This window comes from Candidatus Corynebacterium faecigallinarum (assembly GCF_052264515.1).
Taxonomy (GTDB): Bacteria; Actinomycetota; Actinomycetes; order Mycobacteriales; family Mycobacteriaceae; genus Corynebacterium; species Corynebacterium faecigallinarum.
Genome location: NZ_JBQQOC010000017.1, coordinates 34,428 through 49,877, shown reverse-complemented (window position 1 = coordinate 49,877; position 15,450 = coordinate 34,428). Strand labels below are relative to the sequence as shown.

Here is a 15,450-nt window from a genome sequence, read left to right as displayed (position 1 = left end):
GTGCGGACCTTTCCGACTACAGAGACCAGTAGTTTTCCTGAGCATACCTGGCCAGTGCCAGGCGCCGGGTCGGCGCATTGCCGTTTTTCGCGGAGAACCCCGGCACACCGCTGGCCTCCAGCGACTTACAGATGTAGTCGATCTTGGTGTTGACCTTCTTCTGTGTCCAGCCGAGGGACTCCTCCAGCTCCTTGACCGAGGGGACGTCCGACAGATCACTGCCCGGACGCTTCACCAGCGGCCACGCCAGCGCACGCAGCAGTGCCGACTGCTCGGCGTTGGGGATGAAGTCACCTGTGGTCATGGTGGAACCGACGGGGGCGCTGACTCCGCTGGGGGGACGCAGCGTCGCCGCGACGGTCAACGCCAGCTCATAGGCGGTCAACGAGGTGGCGAAGACCATCGAGGACTCACCCAACGGCAGCGGCAGGGTCGCCCCGGGTCCCAGACGCAGCTGGCTGAAGGAATTCTCCGCCCGGGGCTCGATGCTGGCGGTGATCCGGGTGCCCAGGTTGGTGACCATCCAGGTGCCATCGGCGTCCCAGAACTGCAGGAACATCCGGTGCATGAACTCATCGTCGGCGGCCAGCGGGAACTGCGCGGCACGCCCCAGGGTGATCCGCTGCCCCGGATTCAGCGCGACACGGTTGCCGATGAGGTCGTCGATCAGGATCTGGCCAGGAAACGTCATGGGCTCATACTCCTACCGTTCGAGCTCATGCGCCAGAGAATCAAGTTCGCCACCCCCGGCCATCTGCATCGTCAGCTCCTCCAGGGTGACCTCCTCCCGGGTGGCGTCGAGCACCTCACGGCCCATGTTGAGCAGGATGAAGTGGTCCCCGACCATGTGGGCGTGGTGCGGGTTGTGGGTGATGAGGATGACACCGATGCCGTCGTCCCTGGCGGCGGCGATGAACCGCAGCACCATCCCGGACTGCTTCACACCCAGGGCGGCGGTCGGCTCGTCCAGGATCAGCACCCGGGCCCCGAAGTACACCGCGCGGGCGATGGCGACGACCTGACGCTGCCCACCGGAGAGCGAGGCGATGGGCACCCCGACGTCCGGCAGGTCAACGCCCATGTGGGTGAGCCGCTCCCGGGTGATCTCGCGCATCTCGGTCTCCCTCATCCGACCGAAGCGTCCGGTCAGTTCCTGGCCGAGGAAGAAGTTACGCCACACCGGCATCTGCCCGACCACCGCAAGGTCCTGGTAGACCGTGGCGATGCCGTGGTCCAGGGCGTCCCGCGGGTTGGCGAACTCCACCGGTTCGCCGTCGACGAGGATCTCCCCGTCGGTGGGTTTGTGCAGTCCGGCCAGGGTCTTGATCAGCGTGGACTTGCCGGCGCCGTTGTCGCCGAGCACGCAGGTCACATGGCCCTGCCGCACCGACAGGGAGATGTCGTCGAGGGCGCGGAAGGACCCGTAGCTCTTGCCCACCCCGCGCAGCTCGATCACCGGTGCGTCCGTCGTGTCTCCGCTCATGTCGGCACTCATGTCGGCGCTCATTTCTTGGCCTCCGAGAACTTCGAGAAGGAGTTGTTCGCCAGCACAGCCATCAGCAGGACGGCACCGAGGAAGAACTTGAGCCAGTCCGGGTTCCAGCCGGCGTAGACGATGCCCTGGTTGGTCATGCCGTAGATCAGCGCGCCGAGTGCCGTGCCGATCGCGGTGCCCTTACCACCGGTCATCGCGCAGCCGCCGACGACTGCGGCGATGATGTAGAGGAACTCATTGCCCACACCCTGCCCGGCCTGGATGGAGTCGAACTCGTAGAGGTTGTGCTGACCGACGAACCAGCAGGACGCTGCGACGGTCATGAACAGGATGATCTTCACCCGGTCGACCGGGACACCGACGGCGCGGGCGGCCTCCTTGTCCCCGCCGACGGCGAAGATCCAGTTGCCGAAGCGTGTCTTGAACAGCACCCAGGTGGCCACGGCGACGAAGAGGATCCACCAGAAGACGGTGACCTTCACGGTGACCCCGAAGATGTCGACCGAGCCGGCGAAGATCATCCGGCAGAACTCGTAGCCCTGCATGTCGGAGATGACCGGGGTGGCGACCTGGTCGTTGACCAGTTTGGTGATCGCCAGGTTCAGCCCCTGCAGCATGAGGAAGGTCGCCAGGGTGATGAGGAAACTGGGTATGCCGGTGCGGGTGACCATGAACCCGTTGAAGAAGCCGATGGCCATCGCGATCGCCAGGGCGAGCAGGGAGCCGACCCAGGTCTGCAGGTGGAAGTTGTAGGCCAGCATGGTGGCCGCCAGCGCGGTGGTCGTCACCGCCACACCGGTAGACAGGTCGAACTCGTCGCCGATCATCAGCAGGCCGACGGCCAGGGCGATGATCCCCAGGGTGGAGGACGTGTAGAGCACCGTGGCGAAGGCGTCCATGGAACGGAAGCTCGGGGCGACGATCATGAACAGGACGAACACGCCGATGGTGCCGATCAGGCTGGCGAGCTCCGGACGGCGCAGCAGCTTGTCGAGTCCCTGGCGGGTCCGTGGCGGCTCGGTGTCCGTGGCGGGGACGGTGACCGGGCTACTCATCGCAGTCCCTCCTTTGTGGCATCGGCGATGGTGTCGATGTTGTCGGCGTCGACGAAGCTGGGCCCACTGTAGACAGGACGTCCACCGCCGACGGTGGTGCCGTTGCGCTTGGCCAGCCACAGCGAGTCGACCGCCATGTAGCCCTGCAGGTAGGGCTGCTGGTCGACGGCGAAGCTGACCCGGCCGTCCCGGATGGCGGGCACCAGCTCGGAGTTGGTGTCGAAGGTGCCGACCTGGATGTCGACACCGGCGGAGTCGGCCGCGTCGGCGGCGACGAGGGACACCGGGGTGACCAGGCCCATGACCCAGTCGATGTCCCGGTCCTGGGTGAGCTTGGACTGCACCGTGGAGCTCACCGAGGTGAGGTCCTGGCCGTTGACGTAGAGGATCTCGACGCTGCCGCTGCCCAGTCCCTTACGGATGCCGTCGCACCGGGCCTCCTGGGAGGAGTTGCCCTGCTCGTGGATGACGCAGAGCACCTTGTCTGCACCCTCGTCCTCGAGACGTTCCCCGGCGCGCTCACCGGCCACGCCCTCCTCCTGGCCGAAGAAACCGGTGAGACCGTAGTCCTGGTACTCGTCCATACCGGCGTTGAGGCCGACGACTGGGATGCCGGCGTCGACGGCTTTCTGGGCGACCGGGCCGATCGCACTGGCGTTGGGCATGGTCACCGCGATGCCGTCGACGTCGGAGTCGATGGCGGACTGCACCAGGGACGCCTGGTTCGGGGCCTGCGGGTCGGAGGCGTAGCGAAGTTCGATGTTGTTCTTCTGCGCGGCGTCCTCCGCACCCTTGCGCACCAGGTCCCAGAAGGTGTCGCCGGGGGCACCGTGGCTGACCATGGAGACGGTGTATCGGGGGGTGTCGACGGTGCCGCCGCCTTCCCCGTCACCGTTTCCGCGTGGCGCCCCACCGGTGGACGAGCAGGCGGCGAGGGATACCGCGAGGGCTGCCGTCACCGTGGCGGCAACAGTCTTGAGCGTCTTCTTGAACATCACAAGGTGCCAGTCAAGGCCTCTGAAGCGATTAAGTCAAGCCGTCTGACCTGCATATTCGTCGTTTGTGTACCGATCAAGTTGATCGGTACAGCATTCGCCACCTGCGGTAGGACGCCGACACCTGACGCCACGTCCTGTCCGGACCACACAGTATCCTCGACGATATGACCACCCCGGAACCGACAGGCCCGTCCGACCCCAGTAACGCCAGCGACCCCGGCAACCCGCTGCCCGCCCGCATCGACGATGCCCGCCGCCAGGACCTCAACGAGAAGCTCACCCTCGCCGTCGGTCAGGGTCGGATCGACCTCAGCGAGTTCTCCACGATCACCGACGCCGTGTGGTCGGTCACCGATGTCGACCGCTTCGCCCGCCTCGAGCAGCTCATCGCCGGAAAATCGGGCACCCCCGATGACGCCGAGATCGACCGTCTCGCCGAGAAGGCCGGCCCGTCACCTGAATCCGGAACGGACAACCCTCCAGCGAAGAAGCCCAAGGGCAGTATCAGCTCCTTCTCCGCGGCCATCAGCAACTTCGAGGCCACCACCGTCGTCCCGCATGATCATGTGCCGACCCAGTCATCCTGGTTCGGCGACATCGAACTCACGGGCACCATGCACCTCGGCGAACGGCAGGGCTACAGCCTGGTCTTCGGCGACCTGACACTGGATCTGCGGGAGGCCTCGCTCACCGCATCCACCACCGTGCTGCAGGTCAGTCTGGTCTTCGGCAGTCTGAAGCTCACCGTTCCTCCGGGTGTGCAGGTGGTCAACCAGATGAAACTTCCGTTCGGGGACGTCAAGGTGACGCAGCATGAGGGCGGGCCGGCCCCGAACTACCCGGGTGCTCCGACGGTGGTGCTCACCGGACGCTCGACCTTCGGTGACCTGCGGGTCCGGGTCGCCGAACCTGGCGAGAAGCAGAGTTTCTGGAGCTGGCTCACCGCGGGCTGAACCAGTACCGGCCACCGTCCCACCGACGTAACCTGGAGTCATGACAGAACTCCCCGACCGGATCGACGCCTCCCGCCGTCAGCAACTCAACGACGACCTCACCCTCGCCGTCGGCCAGGGACGCATCGACCTGGCCGAGTTCTCCGACCTGGTCGACGTCATCTGGTCGACCACGGACGCGGAGCAGTTCGCCCGGCTCGAGCGTCTCATCCGCGGAGAACGTGACTCCACGGACCTCGAGACTCTCGCCTCCAAGGCGGCTGCACCGACGCCGCAACTCTACGACGCCTCGTCCGCCCCCGCCCCGGTGTCCCAGACAGGAACCACCCACTGGTTCAACGAGATCACCCGGGCCGGCGGCTACCAGTTGGCCGAGCGTGAGACACATACGCTGGTCGCCTCCGACATCAACCTCGACCTGAGGCAGGCCACCCTCTCCGCCCCGGTCACCACCATCACCGTCACCTCCTACCTGGGCACCATCAACCTCACGGTGCCGCCCGGCATACGGGTCGACAACCGGATGACCGGGATCCTCTCGGACGTCACCGAGGACCCAGGACGAAACATCGGACCGTCCTCCCCCACCGTCGTCCTGCAAGGACGCAGCTACGGCGGGGACATCACCATCCGCGTCCGCGAACCAGGCGAACGCAGCCGCAGCTCCTGGTGGTCCTGGCTCATCGGGTAGCCATCGAGCCCGTGCCGACAGGCCCATGTACCGGACCAAACTTCCCCAGGACAGGTCACGGATCACGGCGTCGGCAGGGAGAACCCCGTTAGACTCCAGGTCATGGCTCCAGAACAGCAGACCACCGCCTCCACCTACCTCACCGCCGGCACAGTCGAGGAGTTCCGGAAGAACCTTTCCACGGTCCGCACACGCATCGACGCCGCCGCAGTCCGCGCCGGTCGGGACCCGGCCGAGATCGAGCTGCTTCCGGTGAGCAAGACCGTCCCGGAGGACCGGATCCGTCTCGCCGTCGAGGCTGGCTGCACCCGCCTCGGCGAGAACAAGGTGCAGGAGGCCACCCGGAAGTCCACGAACCTCGCGGACCTGGATGTCGACTGGGTGGTCATCGGGCACCTGCAGACGAACAAGGCCCGCGACGTCGCCGCCCACGCCGCCGAATTCCAGGCACTGGACAACCTGCGCGCCGCGTCCGCCCTGCAGCGACGCCTGGAGACCGCCGACCGCGAGCTGGACGTCTACGTCCAGGTCAACACGTCCGACGAACCACAGAAGTACGGGCTGTCACCCGACGACGTCGCCGACTTCCTCACCCAGCTCACCGAGTTCCCCCGGCTGCACGTCCGCGGACTGATGACCCTGGCGGTGTTCAGTGACGACACTGAGTTGGTGCGGGCCTGTTTCGTGCGGTTGCGGGAGTTGCGCGACCGGATCATGGCGTCCACCCCGGAACTGCTGGGCGGCACAGGCGGCGGCAAGCTGTCGATGGGCATGTCCGGCGACTACGAGATCGCCGTGGAGGAGGGCGCGACCTGCGTGCGGGTGGGCCAGGCGATCTTCGGCGCCCGCGCGGTGCCGGACTCCCACTACTGGCCGGGAGTGACCGGCACGGAGTGAGCGGGGAGATTTCCTGCACAGCCCCGGACCTGTGTTTTACAGTAGAGTTCCCCTAGGAAAGGAACGTCACCATGCGACGCCGTCTACTCCCCGCCGCCTCCGCCGCTCTCGCCGGAACCCTGCTCGTGTCCGGCTGTTCACTCTTCGGCGGCAGCGTGAGCAAGGGCGACCTGGAGGACAAGATCCATGAAGAGATCTCCGCGGAGGCAGGGGAAGAGCCGGACGAGGTGCGCTGCGAGGGTGACCTGGAGGCCGAGGAGGACGCCGAACAGACCTGCGCCATGCGCGTCGAGGACGAATGGGTGGAGATCGAGGTCGTCGCAACCGAGGTGGACGGCAGTGACGTCGAGTTCCAGTTCCGACCCACCAAGCAGATCGACGAGCCGGACTACTGACTCTCCTCCACGGTGATCACCGTCGTGGCCACCTCTCCCCCGGTTGCTGTCGCGGTGACCCGGATCTCTCCGGGAACGGCACCTGCCCGGACCACGGCGACGGCACGTCCGTAGAACGTCGAGTGGACACCCGTCGTATAACCCTGGGTGGTGATCGGGTTGCCGGAGCCGAACCCCTGCTGGCTGCCCGCACCGTCGACGGTGACCCGGATGTCACGGTCGACTCCGGGGCTGCTGACCTCGACGAAGGCGAGGTCCTGACCATTGGGACGCAGGACGTCCCGGTCAGAGTCGAAGCCCAGAGTCTGGTCAGGCTCGGTGGCGAGCCGGTCCACACCTGTCTCCGTACGGGCCTCCAGGACCCCGGGTGCATAAGGCAGCGTGAAACGGGCGCAGAGATCGTCACCGGCGGTGGCACGTCCGACGACCGCCCCGTCCAGACTCAACTCAACGGTGGCCCCCACCTGTGCGTAGACCTCGACCGTCGCGCCCACACCCTCATGCCCCGGCCATGTCCAGCTGCGCACTGAATCACTCATCCGCCAGTTCGAGGCGACCATCTTCTCGCCCGCATGGGTGAGGGGACGCACCGCGATATAGGGGTCGTCGCGCAGACCCCACCCGATCTCGTAGGCGTAGGACTGTGGCTGACGGTGCCCGGTGATGTCGATGACCGGGGTTCCCGCGGTGAGCGCCGGGAACGGGGCGAACATGCGGGGATGGTCGTTGTACCGCGCGGCGGCGACAGCGCCTTCACCAAGATAGTCCCAGCCGGTCCACACGAAGTTCCCCAACGCCCACGGCGCATCCGGGGAACAATGTCGATGAGTGGGAGGTTCCGGTTGCCGGTCGTCCTCCTCGGCCGTCATTCCCGTGGGGACGTCCGGTCCTGGATCGCCCAGCTCACCCCGTCCCGCCCGGTGTTCCTCATCGCCGGAACACGGCTCACCACCGTGTGCCCCGACCCACGGTTCCCGAAGCTTCGAGTAGTCACCGCCAACCTCGCGGCGGGTCAGTGCCTGCACTCCATCCTCGTCGGCACCCACGGCTGGGATGTTCCGGATGTCCCCGGACTGACCGCCCGGGAGGTCCGGGCCGTGCAGTTCCTCGACGCCATGTTCCAGTGCACCCGGCTCACCGCCGACGATGTACGTCGTGGGTGTCGGCGGCTCGTCGGCGCGAAACAGGTCGACCGGCTCCTCGCATTGTCCGACCACGGCGCCCAGTCACCGCGGGAGACGTTGCTGCGGCTGTACGCCCGCGACGTCCTGCCGGAGGGGCATACCTGGACATCCCAGGTCACGGTCCTGCTGGATCCGGACGGTCGACCGTGGAAGCACCTGATCGCCGACCTCGCCTGTCCGGAGCTGAAGGTCGCCTTCTTCTACGACGGCACCTACCATCGCGCCGAGGAGCGCCACAGCCTAGACTTCCACCAGGTCCAGCGACTGCGTGACCTGGGGTGGGAGGCCGTGCGGGTGGATGCGGCGCTGATGGCCACGGTCGGCCGGATGATGGAGGACATGCAGGACGCTGTCTCCCGGGCCGAGGCCGTTCTCCGCGTCGACCGTACGGCTGGCAGAGCGGTTGACGGTGCGTCTGGCGGAGCGGTTGACAGTGCCGTTGACAGTGCCGACGAGAAATAAGGCTACGGAGAGGTCACGGACAGGGGCTAAAAGTGACCTCTCCGTAGCCTTATTTCAGAACGCCCTTCGACGGCGGCCGGTCATGGAACCGACCAGAGGGCGATAACGGGGAGGAACTACTTCTCGGTGCCGTCCTCGCCATCAGCACCATCAGCACCGTCAGCGCCTTCCTCATCCTCGCCCTCGTCGAGGCTCAGCCCCAGTGCCTCCAGTTCGGCACGCAGGTTCTCCATGGACAGCTCGACCTCTTCAGTGCCGAAGCCCTGCCCGTGCTCGTGACCGTGCTCCCCCTCACCGTGGAGCTGCCCCAGCCCACCAGCGGCCCCCTCGCGTTCGCCAGCAGCCGCGCCCAGGGTATCGCCGAGCTCGGCGTAGGCCGGGTAAATGACCTCGCGCTCCAGCGTCTCGCGCAGCGGCTGATCGCAGAAGGCGTTGTCCAGGGCGTTGGTGGTCATCTCCAGGAACTGCCAGTACTCCATACCGAAGGCCTCGGCCAGCGCCTCGAACTCGCTGCTCATGGTGCAGCCGGACACCAGCCGGTTGTCGGTGTTGACGGTGCAGGCGAAGCCCAGTTCGTAGAGCAGGTTGAAGGGGTGCTCGGCGACCGTCTCGCACACACCGGTCTGGGTGTTGGAGGTCGGGCAGATCTCCAGCGGGATCTGTCGGTCGCGGACGAACGTGGCGACCGGGCCCAGCTCGATGCCGTTCATGGTGGCCTCGAAGTCCTCGTAGATGCGCACGCCGTGGCCGATGCGCACCGCACCCTGCCGCAGCCCGTCGGCGATGGACTCCACCCCGGCGGCTTCACCGGCGTGCACGGTCACCGGCACCAGGTTCTCCCGCAGGATGCGGAAGGCCTCGACGTGGTTCGACGGCGGGAAACCGTCCTCGGCCCCGGCGATGTCGAAGCCGACCACGTGGCCCTCACCCGGGCTATGTGCCCCGTAGTTGTCGACGGTGAGCTGGGCGATCTCGGCGGCCCGGTCGGCGTGGCGCATGGCGCAGAGCAGCAGGCGGGCGTGGATGCGTCCGCCGGACGCGGCGACGGCATGCTCGCCTTCCTTGACGCCCTGCACGGTGGCGTCGACGACCTGCTGCAGGGTCAGGCCCTTGGCCTGGTGCTGCTCGGGGGCATAGCGCAGTTCGGCGTAGCAGACGCCGTCGGCGGCGAGATCCTCGACGGCCTCGCGGGTGACGCGGACCAGGGAGTCGACGGTCTGCATCACTGCGGTGGTGTGGTCGAAGGTGGTGAGGTAGGTCGGCAGGTCACCGGAGTTGGCCGAGTCGAAGAACCACTTCTCCAGTTCGGCGGCGTCGGTGGTGGGCAGGCCGTCGTAGCCGGTCTCGGCGGCGATGTCGATGATGGTCTGGGGACGCAGTCCGCCGTCCAGGTGGTCGTGGAGCGCCACCTTGGGCAGGCGCTTCACCACCGCAGGGTCGACGGTTGAGGTGGTCTCGAAGTCGCTGTCGCTCATGGTGATCCAGGATAGCGAGCCACGTTACCGAATGTTGCACGGCCCGCGACTAGAGTGTTTTTCCTGATGTTTCTCTCCTCACACCCCCGCCGCCGCGTCGGCTCGCTACTGCTCGCCGCGTCGTTGATGCTCGCCGCCCCGGCCTCCGCCGAGGTGGGACGCAACGGCGTCGACAAGGACGACTGGCTGCCGCTGACCCCCGACGTCGGCGCGCCCATGCCGGACGATCCCTTCCTCGACACCGACGACTGCCCCTTCGCCCAGGAGCTCCCACCGGCTTTCGATGCTGACGCCCTGCGCGCCCGAGGCCAGGACGCCCCCACCCCGGTGCCGGTGGAGTTGCCCGGTCCCGGCGGCGCGGACCTGGACACCTGCGGGGAGGTCGCCGCCTCGGGGATGACGATTCCGGAGGATCTGAGCCTGGGCGCTTTCAGCGTCTTCGACATCGACTCCGGTGAGGTGCTCGCGGCGAAGGACCCCTACGGGCTGTACCGTCCGGCGTCGATCATCAAGGCTCTGCTGCTGCTCACCGCCATCGATGAGCTGGATCTGCAGCAGAACATCCCGGTGAGTGACGAGGCGGCGAATGTCGACGGTTCGCGGGTGGGCATCGGCACCGGCGGCCGGTACACCGCGAAGCAGTTGCTGTTGGGCCTGGTGATGCGCTCGGGCAATGATGCGGCGATCGCCCTCGCCGAAGCCATGGGCGGGCAGGACGAGACGGTCGTCAAGATGCAGGACCTCGCCGACTCGCTCGGGGCCACGTCCACCCGGGTGATGACGGTGCACGGGTTGGACAGTCCCGGGGTGCAGACCACCGCCTATGACATGTCGTTGATCTACCAGGCGGTGTTCCAGAACGAGACGGCCCTGGACCTGCTGGGCACCGAGTCGATGGACTTCCCCGGGTTCGACGACTTCGAGGGTTTCGAGCTCTCCAGCGACAATCCGCTGTTGTTCTCCTACCCGGGCGCGATCGGCGGCAAGACCGGGTTCACCGACAATGCCCGGCACACCTTCGCGGTGGGCGCGGAGCGGGACGGTCGACGTCTCGGCGTGGTGTTGTTGAACTCCACCATCGCCGGCGGTCGCCCGTACGAGCAGGCCGAGAAGTTGTTGGACGCCGGCTTCGACACCCCCGACGATGCCAGCGTCGGCGAACTCGTCGCTGTATCGCAGGACGATGCCGCTGACCCCGACGCAGCCGCCAAGGCAGAGAGCGCAGACAGCGCAGACACAGTCGACGGTGCTGCGGACCCCGACTCCACAGCGTCCCCCGACGGGGTGGACATCCGGGTGGTCGTGGCGGTGGTCCTGATCGTGGTCCTGCTTGGCGCGGCCGCGTTCGCCGGGGCCAAGTTCCGGCGCCGCGGCTGATCCCCGGAGCCCTCCCGTTCCTACTTGCGGCGGAGCGCCCGGCCGATGAGGCCGACGGCCGCGGCACCGGCGGCGGTACCGACACCCACCAGTCCGGCGCGGCTGACCTGGCGGGAACCCGGGCGCACCTCCTGGCGCACGCGGATGACCGCGGGCGGCGGGGCGTCCGGCACCATCTGCGCCAGTGCCTCCGGGGTGGTGGCGGTCCAGGCCGCGAGGTACAGCACGATGCGCCAGATCAGGTACAGCATCACCATGATTCCGATGATCGGACCGAAGGCGGCCGCCGCCGGGCTGGACAATGCGTTGGAGAACAGCAGGGTGGCGAACTGCTTGATCACCTCGAAGGCGATCGCCCCGATGATCGCCGCCCGGGCGGCGGCGGGCCGCGGCACGCGGGTGCGCGGCAGGAACATCATCAGCCAGAAGAAGACGAGCCAGTTGGCGATCAATGCCACCACCAGGGCCACCAGCCAGGTGATGAAACGGATGCCCGGGATATCGCCCAGTCCGATGGCGTCGAGCAGGCCCCGGGTGAATCCACCACCACCAATGGCGGTGACACCGAAGGCGACGACCAGGGCGAGCAGCAGGCCGATCAGGCCGATCAGGTCGCTGATCTTGCCGGTGATGAAGTTCGCCGCCTTGCCGTCGACCTTCCACATCTCGGAGACCCCGAGTCGCAGGTTGGCCATCCAGCCCAGACCGGTCCACAGGGCCAGAACAAGACCGATACCGAACACGCTGCCACGTTGGTCGATGGCACCGTCGATGATGTCGTTGATGGTGGCGCCGAGGTCATCGCCGGCCGATTCGGTGACCGAGTCGGCGATGTCGTTCATCAACTCCTCGTTGCCGGCGAGCACCATGGCCACGGTGGCGAAGATCAGCATCACCAGCGGGAAGATGGACAGCACGGAGAAGTAGGTGATGCCGGCGGCGAAGTGGTTGCCGCCCTGGTCGCCGTAGCGTTCATTCATCCGCATGACGTGGTCGAACCACGGCCATTTGTCGCGGTAGGCGTCAATGGCGCCGGGTGCATCGTCTGTGGACCGTTCGATGCCGTGATCGTCGAGCTTGCCGGGATCGGCAGCGGTCGTTGTGCGAGCCATCGGAGGGACTCCTCGGGGTAACGTCAAGAATCTATGGGGGTGTGCCGTTCTACCGTAGTGCAAGACACCGGTGCGTGACCGGCACTCTCACAGATCTCCTGCCGCTGCTCCGACGAGCGGTGCGCTTCCCTGACTAGCGGTAGGCGGCGACGATCGGGATCGTCTCGTCGAAGATCTTCTTCAGGTTGGACGGACGGTCGCCGTCGTCGGCACCGAACTGCTCACCCTCGACGGTGAGGTCGGGGTTGGAGTAGTAGGGGACGCGCTGGCAGTCCGGCGCGCAGGAGGAGGCGTTGTTGTAGGCCATGATGTCGACCAGACCGTTCTCGGTGATGTGTCCCTTGTTGTAGGGGTGGTGCGGGTTCGGCTCCGGGGAGCTGTCCCAGTCGTGGCCCGCACCGAGGTTGTGGCCGAGCTCGTGGGCGAACACGCCGGCCTCGCCGGTCGCGTCATCGGACCGCAGCCAGTCGGCACCGACAACGCTGAAGGCCATGTCATCGGTGTCCTCGGTGGGGATCGGGGACTGGGCGATGCCGGCCTGACCGGAGACGACCACGGAGATCAGGTCTGCACTGTGCTCCTCGCGCAGATCGGCGATCTCGTCGCTCTCGCGGGCCCAGGTCATGGCCTCGCCCTGGTCGTCGGTCTCCTGGAAGTCGATCTTCTCGGCGTGGGCCAGGGTGACCTGTCCCTCGATGTCGCTGCGCTCCAGCGCCTTGTTCATTCCCTCGAGCCCGGAGTCGATGGCGTCGAGGATGTCTTCCTCGCTACCTTCTCCTTCTTCAGCCTCACCGGTGTACAGGACGAGGACGTCGATGGTGCGGTCCGCGGAGACCTCCGACTCGTCGGTGGTGCCGGTGTCATCCGCCTTTTCCGTCTCGACGGAGCTCCCGGGCAGGGTTTCCTTGCCGGGGGTGAAACTGGACTGACCGATGGCGGTCGGAGCTGTGATGGCCAGGGTAGCGAGCAGGGACGCGCCGACGGCGGCGGTCCGGTAGATGCGCTTGGTCATGTTTCTCTTTCCCAAGGTCGATGGAGGTCCATAGAGGACGATGGAATCACGTCTTGACTGGTGACAGACGTAAATCGGCGGGATCGGTCTGATCCCGTCCGCCTTCACAGCACGCTACCGAGACCCCCGGAGGTGGCACGACCGAATGCGATGATAACGAACAGGTAACGAACTTTCGATCACTCCCATCCGGGTGCCCAACCCCGTAGGGAACCCGAAGGAAACCACACCCCGCCCCGTATCAGCTACCCCCGTAACACCCACTACAGGTACCACCGTTCCCCCTGCGTGGCCCCTCTGCGCGCCCGCTGTCTCCTCCCCGCCTCCTCCCCGGGGGAGAGCTCGACAGCACCTGGGAGCTCGACAGCCCCTTAGGAACTCGGCAGTGCACTGGCGACGACGTCCGGCAGCGGAATGTACTGCGGGACCGCACCCATCGACGGCGACTGGACGCGCACGCCCGGCGCGACCTGGTTCACCCAGGCGGTGACATCGTCCACCGCACCCTGGGCGACAGCCCGGGCCGGCCAGTTGGTCATCCCCGGCCCGGCGTCGGGAGTCGGCGGTCCGACCCGGTCCAGGGCACCCGTCAGGTCCCGGTTCAACGCCCCACGGTTGCCGCTGGTCTGCACCGCGACCGTCCAGCCGCCGCCGAAGCCGACCGAGGCGTGGTAGGTCGACCGGTCGTCCGACCAGCCCGACTTCCACCCGTCCACGCCCGGCAGCAGCGCCACGCCGAAGCGCTGGTTGTAGCCGTCGGCGGCGACGGTGGTCGACTGCCGCATCGCCGACAGCAGCGGCCCGGTACCGGTCGGGTCCTCGCGCAGCTTCGCTGAGAGGTAGCGCGACCAGTCGTTGCTGGAGAACTTCCAGTTCCCCCAGGTGTCTGCCGGGACCGCGGAATTCAGGTTGTACTGGTTCGCGGTGGCGCGGATGGCGTTGGGGTATTTCCCTGCCAGTTCGGTGGCCAGCCCGTCGTCCGAGGTGCGGATCATCTGGGACGCCTTGGCCTTGTCGGCGGCCGAGCCGTGGGCGAAGACATAGTCGGCGATGAGCAACTTGGTCAGCGACAGGCTGTAGCGCGGCTCATTCTCGTTCGCGGTGCCGAGGTGGGCACTGGAATGGGCGTGGTCCACGGAGATCTGCGTGCGCCCCGGCGCATCAAGTGACTGCGCCTGGGCCTGGGGGCGCCAGCCACCGAGACCGCAGCCAACAACGCCGTCGCGGCGGGAAAGGTAACTCGGTTCCTGGTCATCTTTCTCCTACCTCAACTCTCGCCTACCTCAGCAGGCCCATCTTCTCGTACACGTCGGCCACCACGGACTCGGCGACGACGGAGGCCTTCTCCGCACCCCTGTCCAGGACACGCTGCAGCTCGGCCGGGTCGGCCATGTACTCATCGTACTTCGCTTTCAACGGGGTGGTGAACGCCTGCAGGGCGTCGGCGGTGTCCACCTTCAGCGCACCGTACTGCGCGCCGGCGGCCTGGTAGTCGGTCACGATGTCCTCGACGCTGCGTCCGGTCAGCGCAGACTGGATCACCAGCAGGTTGGAGACTCCGGGCTTGTTCTCCTTGTCGTAGCGGATCTCGCCGTCGTTGTCGGTCACCGCCGACTTGATGCGCTTGGCGGAGGTCTTCGGCTCGTCCAGCAGGTTGACCAGGCCCTTGGGGTTCTCCCCCGACTTGCTCATCTTCGCCGTCGGGTCCTGCAGGTCGTAGATCTTCGCCGACCCTGCCGGAATGAAACCGTCGGGGACGGTGAAGGTCTCACCGAAGCGCGCGTTGAAGCGTTCGGCGAGGTTACGGGTCAGCTCCAGGTGCTGACGCTGGTCCTCGCCCACCGGGACCAGCTGCGGACGGTAGAGCAGGATGTCCGCCGCCATGAGCATCGGGTACATGAACAGTCCGGCGGAGGTGCGGTCGGCACCACGCTTGGCGGACTTGTCCTTGAACTGGGTCATGCGGGACGCCTCACCGAAACCGGTCAGGCAGGTCAGCACCCAGGCCAGCTCGGCGTGCTGCGGCACCTGGGACTGCACGAAGATCGTGGACTTCTCCGGGTCGATGCCCAGGGCCAGCAGCTGCGCGACACCGGCGAGGGTGCGGTCGCGCAGCTCGGTCGGGTCCTGATCGACGGTGATGGCGTGCAGGTTGGGGATGAAGTAGAAGGCGTCGTAGCCGTCCTGCAGGTCGATCCACTGCTTGACCGCCCCCAGGTAGTTGCCGAGGTGGTACGAGTCCGCCGTCGGCTGGATGCCGGAGAGGACGCGCTGGGTCTGGTCACTACTGGGATCACTACTGGGATCACTACTGGGGTCACTGGCGTTCATGCCCACTGAGGTT

The 15,450-nt window shown here is 66.8% G+C and carries 16 protein-coding genes; 6 read left to right on the top strand and 10 right to left on the bottom strand.

All coding sequences use genetic code 11. The features are described from left to right. Positions 1-16 precede the first annotated feature (16 nt). The 4 genes from ACTXPP_RS09935 to ACTXPP_RS09920 are packed head-to-tail and all read right to left on the bottom strand — an operon-like array spanning position 17 to position 3,545. Positions 17-691, bottom strand: a complete 675-nt coding sequence (locus ACTXPP_RS09935; RefSeq protein WP_301495042.1) for a hypothetical protein — start codon at positions 689-691, stop codon at positions 17-19. Between the two features lie 12 nt (positions 692-703). Continuing rightward, positions 704-1,507, bottom strand: a complete 804-nt coding sequence (locus tag ACTXPP_RS09930) for an ATP-binding cassette domain-containing protein (protein WP_443342004.1) — start codon at positions 1,505-1,507, stop codon at positions 704-706. Further along, positions 1,504-2,550 (bottom strand): ABC transporter permease, encoded by a 1,047-nt coding sequence (locus tag ACTXPP_RS09925; RefSeq protein WP_301495046.1) that lies wholly within the window; start codon positions 2,548-2,550, stop codon positions 1,504-1,506. Before ACTXPP_RS09925 ends, ACTXPP_RS09930 begins: the two co-directional genes overlap by 4 nt. Beyond that, positions 2,547-3,545: a substrate-binding domain-containing protein gene (locus ACTXPP_RS09920; RefSeq protein WP_301495069.1), complete on the bottom strand. Its 999-nt coding sequence runs from the start codon at positions 3,543-3,545 to the stop codon at positions 2,547-2,549. The genes ACTXPP_RS09925 and ACTXPP_RS09920 overlap by 4 nt, the downstream gene beginning before the upstream one ends. Before the next feature lie 167 nt (positions 3,546-3,712). Between ACTXPP_RS09920 and ACTXPP_RS09915 the strand changes: the two genes are divergently transcribed. From ACTXPP_RS09915 to ACTXPP_RS09900, 4 genes are all read left to right on the top strand, one after another. Further along, a complete protein-coding gene (locus ACTXPP_RS09915; protein WP_301495047.1) occupies positions 3,713-4,501 on the top strand; it encodes a LiaF domain-containing protein in 789 nt (262 codons plus the stop codon). A 40-nt stretch (positions 4,502-4,541) separates the two neighbouring features. After that, positions 4,542-5,192, top strand: coding sequence for a hypothetical protein (locus tag ACTXPP_RS09910; RefSeq protein WP_301495049.1), 651 nt, complete (start codon positions 4,542-4,544; stop codon positions 5,190-5,192). Positions 5,193-5,294: 102 nt separating this feature from the next. Beyond that, on the top strand, positions 5,295-6,089 hold the full coding sequence (locus ACTXPP_RS09905; RefSeq protein ID WP_443342003.1) for a YggS family pyridoxal phosphate-dependent enzyme: 795 nt from the start codon (positions 5,295-5,297) through the stop codon (positions 6,087-6,089). Positions 6,090-6,160: 71 nt separating this feature from the next. Further along, complete coding sequence (locus tag ACTXPP_RS09900; protein WP_301520413.1) at positions 6,161-6,484, top strand: DUF4333 domain-containing protein; 324 nt, start codon at positions 6,161-6,163, stop codon at positions 6,482-6,484. Here ACTXPP_RS09900 and ACTXPP_RS09895 read toward each other — a convergent pair. Continuing rightward, the gene (locus tag ACTXPP_RS09895) at positions 6,478-7,278 is read right to left on the bottom strand and encodes a DUF4982 domain-containing protein (protein ID WP_443342001.1); all 801 of its coding nucleotides are present in this window, start codon (positions 7,276-7,278) and stop codon (positions 6,478-6,480) included. The two genes, ACTXPP_RS09900 and ACTXPP_RS09895, sit on opposite strands and share 7 nt — an antisense overlap. A gap of 30 nt (positions 7,279-7,308) precedes the next feature. Between ACTXPP_RS09895 and ACTXPP_RS09890 the strand changes: the two genes are divergently transcribed. Beyond that, a complete protein-coding gene (locus tag ACTXPP_RS09890; RefSeq protein WP_443342000.1) occupies positions 7,309-8,130 on the top strand; it encodes a putative endonuclease domain-containing protein in 822 nt (273 codons plus the stop codon). A 116-nt stretch (positions 8,131-8,246) separates the two neighbouring features. On the opposite strand, the gene ACTXPP_RS09885 is transcribed toward ACTXPP_RS09890, so the two are convergent. After that, positions 8,247-9,605 carry an adenosine deaminase gene (locus tag ACTXPP_RS09885; RefSeq protein WP_443341998.1) on the bottom strand — a complete coding sequence of 453 codons (1,359 nt, stop codon included), beginning with the start codon at positions 9,603-9,605 and terminating at the stop codon, positions 8,247-8,249. A gap of 66 nt (positions 9,606-9,671) precedes the next feature. Here ACTXPP_RS09885 and ACTXPP_RS09880 point away from each other — a divergent pair, with 66 nt between their 5' ends. Continuing rightward, positions 9,672-10,982: a D-alanyl-D-alanine carboxypeptidase family protein gene (locus ACTXPP_RS09880; protein WP_443341997.1), complete on the top strand. Its 1,311-nt coding sequence runs from the start codon at positions 9,672-9,674 to the stop codon at positions 10,980-10,982. A gap of 20 nt (positions 10,983-11,002) precedes the next feature. Here ACTXPP_RS09880 and ACTXPP_RS09875 read toward each other — a convergent pair whose 3' ends face one another. From ACTXPP_RS09875 to trpS, 4 genes are all read right to left on the bottom strand, one after another. Beyond that, complete coding sequence (locus tag ACTXPP_RS09875; protein ID WP_443341996.1) at positions 11,003-12,094, bottom strand: YhjD/YihY/BrkB family envelope integrity protein; 1,092 nt, start codon at positions 12,092-12,094, stop codon at positions 11,003-11,005. Between the two features lie 133 nt (positions 12,095-12,227). After that, positions 12,228-13,106, bottom strand: coding sequence for a M12 family metallo-peptidase (locus ACTXPP_RS09870; protein ID WP_443341994.1), 879 nt, complete (start codon positions 13,104-13,106; stop codon positions 12,228-12,230). A 371-nt stretch (positions 13,107-13,477) separates the two neighbouring features. Beyond that, positions 13,478-14,242: a hypothetical protein gene (locus ACTXPP_RS09865; protein ID WP_443341992.1), complete on the bottom strand. Its 765-nt coding sequence runs from the start codon at positions 14,240-14,242 to the stop codon at positions 13,478-13,480. 142 nt (positions 14,243-14,384) lie between these two features. Then, complete coding sequence (trpS, locus tag ACTXPP_RS09860; RefSeq protein ID WP_301520940.1) at positions 14,385-15,437, bottom strand: tryptophan--tRNA ligase; 1,053 nt, start codon at positions 15,435-15,437, stop codon at positions 14,385-14,387. Between the last annotated feature and the right edge of the window lie 13 nt (positions 15,438-15,450).